Origin of the sequence: Burkholderia sp. (assembly GCF_018375725.1) — a bacterium.
Taxonomy (GTDB): Bacteria; Pseudomonadota; Gammaproteobacteria; order Burkholderiales; family Burkholderiaceae; genus Burkholderia.
Window position 1 is genome coordinate 1 of sequence record NZ_JAHACR010000271.1, and the last position, 5711, is coordinate 5711.

Annotated in this window: 6 protein-coding genes and 1 riboswitch; of the genes, 3 read left to right on the forward strand and 3 right to left on the reverse strand. The window is 71.2% G+C overall.

What is annotated here, in order from left to right:
• The 3 genes from KH616_RS20400 to cbiE form a co-directional block, all read right to left on the reverse strand.
• Nucleotides 1-371: precorrin-6A/cobalt-precorrin-6A reductase (locus KH616_RS20400; protein WP_292250265.1), on the reverse strand; the 371-nt coding region annotated here is incomplete at its 3' end.
• On the reverse strand, nucleotides 368-1456 hold the full coding sequence (locus tag KH616_RS20405; protein ID WP_292250267.1) for a cobalt-precorrin-5B (C(1))-methyltransferase: 1089 nt from the start codon (nucleotides 1454-1456) through the stop codon (nucleotides 368-370). The genes KH616_RS20405 and KH616_RS20400, both read right to left, overlap by 4 nt.
• Nucleotides 1456-2685 (reverse strand): precorrin-6y C5,15-methyltransferase (decarboxylating) subunit CbiE, encoded by a 1230-nt coding sequence (gene cbiE / locus KH616_RS20410; protein ID WP_292250269.1) that lies wholly within the window; start codon nucleotides 2683-2685, stop codon nucleotides 1456-1458. The genes KH616_RS20405 and cbiE overlap by 1 nt, the downstream gene beginning before the upstream one ends.
• Nucleotides 2686-2773: 88 nt before the next feature.
• A riboswitch (cobalamin riboswitch) is annotated at nucleotides 2774-2966 on the forward strand.
• Between the two features lie 106 nt (nucleotides 2967-3072).
• Here cbiE and cobG point away from each other — a divergent pair.
• The 3 genes from cobG to KH616_RS20425 form a co-directional block, all read left to right on the forward strand.
• On the forward strand, nucleotides 3073-4425 hold the full coding sequence (gene cobG / locus KH616_RS20415) for a precorrin-3B synthase (RefSeq protein WP_292250274.1): 1353 nt from the start codon (nucleotides 3073-3075) through the stop codon (nucleotides 4423-4425).
• A complete protein-coding gene (locus tag KH616_RS20420) occupies nucleotides 4418-5044 on the forward strand; it encodes a precorrin-8X methylmutase (RefSeq protein WP_292250271.1) in 627 nt (208 codons plus the stop codon). The genes cobG and KH616_RS20420 overlap by 8 nt, the downstream gene beginning before the upstream one ends.
• A partial coding sequence (locus tag KH616_RS20425) for a precorrin-2 C(20)-methyltransferase (protein WP_292250273.1) occupies nucleotides 5041-5711 on the forward strand: 671 nt, incomplete at its 3' end. The genes KH616_RS20420 and KH616_RS20425, both read left to right, overlap by 4 nt.

Sequence of the window (5711 nt, forward strand, 5' to 3'; positions counted from 1 at the left end):
GCGAGCGCCGCCTCGATGTCCGCCCAGTCGTCGGCCATGCGCCAGTCGTCGCCCGCTCGCGGTTGCCAGGGCGCGCGGCGCAGCGCCCAGCAAGGCACGCCCGCTTCGCGCGCGGCGGCGGCGGCATTCGCGCTGATCTGTGCGGCATAGGGATGCGTCGCGTCGATCACGAGGCCGATGCCGGCTTCACGCAGATAGGCGGCCAGCCCGGCCGCGCCGCCGAATCCGCCGACACGCACGGAGCACGCCAGGTCGTCCGGCACCTTGCCGAGCCCGGCCAGGCTGTACACGTCACGCGGACCCAGCGCGCGGGCAATCCGCAGCGCGTCGCCGGTGCCGCCGAGCAACAGGATGCGCGGCGCGGCGTTCATTGCGCGGCTCCGACGAAACGGCCCTGCCGGTCGATGGCGAACATCTCGACGGTGACCGACTCGGGCACGATATCCCGCGCGACGCGCAACGCCTGCGCGCAGACGATATCGCCGAGCGGCACGCCGTCCTGGCGGGCGAGCGCGAGCGCTTCCTGGCTCGTGTTCGCCGCACGCATCGCCGCCTGCAGCGCAGCGCTTGCGCCCGCATCGGCCGCCCACTGCGCGAGCTGCGGCAGGTCGATGCTCGAATGGCGGCTGTGCAGGTCGAGATGACCGGCCGCGAGCTTGCTGAGCTTGCCGAACCCGCCGCACAGGCTGACACGCGCCACCGGCGCGCGCCGCAGATGTTTCAGTACCGCACCCGCGAAATCGCCCATCTCGATCAGTGCCATGTCGGACAGATCGTAATGCGCACGCATCGCATCCTCGCTCGCATTGCCGGTGCAGGCCGCAATGTGCGCGATGCCGTTCGCGCGCGCGACGTCGATACCCTGATGGATCGACGCGATATACGCCGAACACGAGAACGGCCGCACGATGCCGGTCGTGCCGAGTATCGACAGGCCGCCGACGATGCCGAGACGCGGATTCATCGTCTTGAGGGCCAGCGCTTCGCCGCCCTCGATGCCGATCGTCACGTCGAAGCCGCCCGCGTAGCCGTGCGCGGCCGCAAGCGCGGCCAGATGCGCGGTCATCATCTGGCGCGGCACGGGATTGATCGCCGGTTCGCCGACCGGCAGCGTGAGCCCCGCGCGCGTGACGGTGCCGACGCCCGGCCCCGCGTGGAAACGCACGCCCGGCACCGTCGACAGCGCGATGCGCGCAAACACCAGTGCGCCATGCGTCACGTCCGGATCGTCGCCGGCATCCTTGATGGTGCCCGCCTCCGCACCGTCGGCGGTCGTCCGGCAGAATGCGAGCCGCATCATCACGCGCTGACCTTTCGGCAATTCGATCTCGACCGCATCGCAGACCTCCCCGGCCAGAAGCAGTCGCGCGGCGGCGAGCGACGTCGCGGTCGCACAGCTGCCGGTCGTGTAGCCGAAGCGCAGTGGCGCGGACTTTTCGGGCGTCTCGTCGCGCATCAGGCCGCCGTGTCCGTCTCGGCCGAACCGGGCTTGCTCACCTCGTACAGCGTGACCGGCAGCGCCTGCCGCCAGCTGTCGAAGCGGCCGAGCGGCTCCGCATGCGCGAGCGAGACGCGGGTGAGCGTGCCGCCGTGCCGGTCGCGCCACGCGGCAAGCGCGATCTCGCCTTGCAGTGTCACGGCATTGGCGATGAGCCGGCCGCCGGGTTTCAACTGCGACCAGCATGCGTCGAGCACTCCGGGCACCGTTGCGCCGCCGCCGATGAAAACCGCGTCGGGCGCGGCAAGACCCGCAAGCGCATCGGGTGCGCGCCCGGCGACGAGCTGCAGACCCGGCACACCGAGCGCATCGCGGTTGTGTTCGATGAAACCTTGCCGCTCCGCGTGCGACTCGATCGCAATCGCGCGACAGGTCGGATGCATCCGCATCCATTCGATGCCGATCGACCCGCTGCCTGCGCCGACATCCCACAGCAGCTCGCCCGGCGCGGGCGCGAGGCGCGCGAGCGTCAGCGCGCGCATGTCGCGCTTGGTCAGTTGTCCGTCGTGGCGGTAGGCATCGTCCGGCAACCCCGGCGCCAGCGTGCGCCGCGGTGCGTCGGGCACCGCGCGGCAGTCGAGCGCAACGAGGTTCAATGCGGCGGTTTCGGCGACGCTCCAGTCTTGCGCCAGCGCGTCGATGCGGCGTTCGAGCGGCCCGCCGAGATGCTCGAACACGCTGAGCCGGGTCGGCCCGAAGCCGCGCTCGGTCAGCGCCGCCGCCATCGCGCCGGGCGTGCGGCCGTCGGCGCTCAGCACGATGAGGCGCTGTCCCGGCAGCAGATGCGCGGCGAGCGTCGCGAGCGGCCGGCCGACCAGCGACACGATGCCGATGCCCTGCAGCGCCCAACCGAGGCGCGCGGCGGCGAGCGACACCGACGACGGCGCGGGCAGCACGCGCCATTCGCCGGCCGGGAGCTGGCGTGCGAGCGTCGCACCGACACCGAACAGCATCGGATCGCCGCTCGCGAGCACGCAGACCGGCGTGTGACGCCGCGCGAGCACGGCAGCCAGGTCGAACGGCGACGGCCACGGCTCGCGCGCGGCGGCGATGCGTCGGGGCAGCATGGCGAGATGCCGTTTCGCGCCGATCACGAGCTTCGCGTCGAGCAATGCGCGCCGCGCGCTGCGTCCGAGCCCGGCGAAACCGTCATCGCCGATGCCCACCACCGTCAGCCACGCCGTCATGCACCCTTCCCCATCTTCGATTCCGTCCTGTCGTCGCGCGCGGCTGCGGGGCCGCGGCGCATATGTCTGCGTTACGAAAAAAGGCATAATACAGCGTTCGTTCGCCGGTGCCCTTCGGGGCCGAAGAGGGAACACAGGGCGCGTGCCGCGCCGCTGTGGCTGCCCCCGCAACTGTAGGCAGCGAGCTCGCCCCCGACATCGCGCCACTGGTTTTCCGGGAAGGCCTCGGGGCGGGCGTCGACCTGTCAGCCAGGAGACCTGCCGGCCTGAAAGTGCGTGCGTGCCAGCCGGCATCGGGCGGGGTGTACCGATGCGTTGGCCGCAGTGCGACACTGATCCGGTGCCCTGTTGAGTGCCTCAACCGTTCCGTCTTCCTCCTTGCCCCCCGTGCGCCCGTCGGCCTGCCCGGGGCTCGTGCGCGTCGTCGCGGCCGCCGACGGCGGTCTGTGCCGGATCAAGCTGCCGGGCGGCCGTTTCGATGCGGCCCGGGCACGCGCCATCGCCGCCGTCGCGCGCACGCATGGCTCCGGCGTCATCGAAGCGACCAACCGCGCCAATCTGCAGGTGCGCGGCATCCGCGATGGCGAAGCAGATGCGCTGAGCCACGCACTGATTGCCGCGGGGCTCGGACCGCGCGGCGACCATGACGGCGATGCCGCCGCGCTCGCCGCCAGTGACGACGTGCGCAACCTGATGCTGAGCCCGCTTGCCGGCCACGATCCCGGTGCCGGCATCGACGGCCATGCGCTCGCCACGCCGATGCTCGCCATGCTGGCGAGCGAGCCGCGCCGCCTCGGGTTGTCGCCGAAATTTTCGATCCAGCTCGACGGCGGCGAAACGGTCGCGGTGCTGGATCATCCGCATGACATCTGGCTGTCCGCGTGGACGCGCCGCGACGGCGCGACGCGCATCGCGGCCGGGCTCGCGGGATGTCCGCCGGTTGCGGCAGCCGATGCGCCGGCATGCGTCGACGTGCGCCCGGAAGACACCGTCGCGCTCGTCCGCGCACTGCTGCTCGCGTTCCTTGACCTCGCCCCGCCCGACGTGACACGCATGCGCGCGTTGCTGGCGGTCTGCGGCACCCGCGCGCTGCTCGATCGCGCGCAGGCCTATCTCCGCTTTCCGCTTTTCGCGGATCCGCTGCTGGCCGCGTGGCGGCGTACGCCCGCCGATCCCGCGCTGCGCTTCGGCGTGCATGCGTCGCGCGTCCTCGGTCGCTGCAGCGTCGGCGCGCAGTTCGCGCTCGGCCGCCTCGACGCGGCGCTGCTCGACCGGCTGGCCGCGCTCGCGGACACGCACGGCGACGGCACGATGTCGATGACGCCGTGGCAAGGAATATTCATTCATGGCGTCGCCTCGACCGCCGCGCCCAACCTGATCGACGCACTCGCCGCGCTCGGCCTCGTCGTGTCGCCGTCCGATCCGCGCGCACGCGTCGTCGCGTGCGCAGGCAGCACCGGTTGCGCGAAAGCGCGCGCCGACACGAAACAGGATGCGCTGGCGCTCGCCGCGCGCGTCGGCCATGCGGTCGATGCGCATCTGACGGGCTGCGAACGCCATTGCGCGCTGCCGCACCGCGCGGAGCACACGCTCATCGCGGTCGCTCCGGCGCGCTACGACCTTTACCGGCGCAGCGACGCCGCGGGCTTCGGCACCGCGCTCGCGCGCCACCTGACGATCGACCAAGCCGCGGCCCGACTGGGCGACGCGCGGCAAAGCCAGGACATCACCGATGCTTGATTACATTCGCAACGGGCAGGAAATCTACCGCCGGTCGTTCGCGACGATTCGCGCCGAGGCCGACCTGTCGCGCATCCCGCCAGACCTCGAAAAGCTTGCGGTACGTGTCATCCACGCGTGCGGCATGGTCGACGTCGTCGACGCGCTGCGCTTTTCCGCGGGCGCCGGCACGGCCGGCCGTACCGCGCTCGCCGCCGGCGCGCCGATCCTGTGCGACGCCAACATGGTCGCCGAAGGGATTACCCGCGCCCGGCTGCCGGCCGGCAATCGCGTGATCTGTACGCTTGGCGAGCCCGAGGTGCCCGAACTGGCCCGGCAGCTGGACAATACGCGCTCGGCAGCCGCACTCGAACTGTGGCGCCCGGTCCTCGCGGGCAGCATCGTCGTGATCGGCAACGCACCGACCGCCCTGTTCCATCTGCTCGACATGCTCGATGCGGGCGCGCCGCACCCCGCGCTGATACTCGGATTCCCGGTCGGCTTCATCGGCGCGGCCGAATCGAAGGCGCTGCTCGCCGCCGACAGTCGCGGCGTACCGTACGTCGCGCTGCTCGGCCGGCGCGGGGGAAGCGCCATGGCGGCCGCTGCGGTCAACGCGCTCGCGACGGAGGTCGAATGACAGCCGCGCGCGGACGCCTGTTCGGCCTCGGCGTCGGCCCGGGCGATCCCGAACTGATGACACTCAAGGCGGTGCGGCTGCTGCAGGCCGCGCCCGTCGTCGCGTATTTCGTCGCCAAGGGCAAGAAAGGCAATGCGTACGGGATTGTCGAAGCGCATCTGCGCGAGACGCAGGTGCAACTGCCGCTCGTCTATCCGGTGACGACGGAAACGCTCCCGCCTCCGCTGTGCTATGAAACCGTGATCGCCGATTTCTATGCGACCGCGGCCGACATCGTCGCCGCGCATCTGGACGCGGGCCGCGATGTCGCGGTGATCTGCGAAGGCGATCCGTTCTTCTACGGGTCGTATATGTATCTGCACGACCGTCTCGCGCCGCGCTATGAAACCGAAGTCGTGCCCGGCGTATGCTCGATGCTCGGCGGCACTGCCGTGCTCGGCCAGCCGCTCGTCTACCGGAACCAGAGTCTGTCGGTGCTGTCCGGCGTGCTGCCGGAGGACGAACTGCGCACGCGGCTCGCACAGGCGGACGCGGCGGTGATCATGAAGCTCGGCCGCAACTTCGACAAGGTGCGGCGCGTGCTCGACGCGCTCGGTCTCACGGGCCGCGCGCTGTACGTCGAGCGCGCGACGATGGCGAATCAACGCATCGTGCCGCTAGCCGAGGT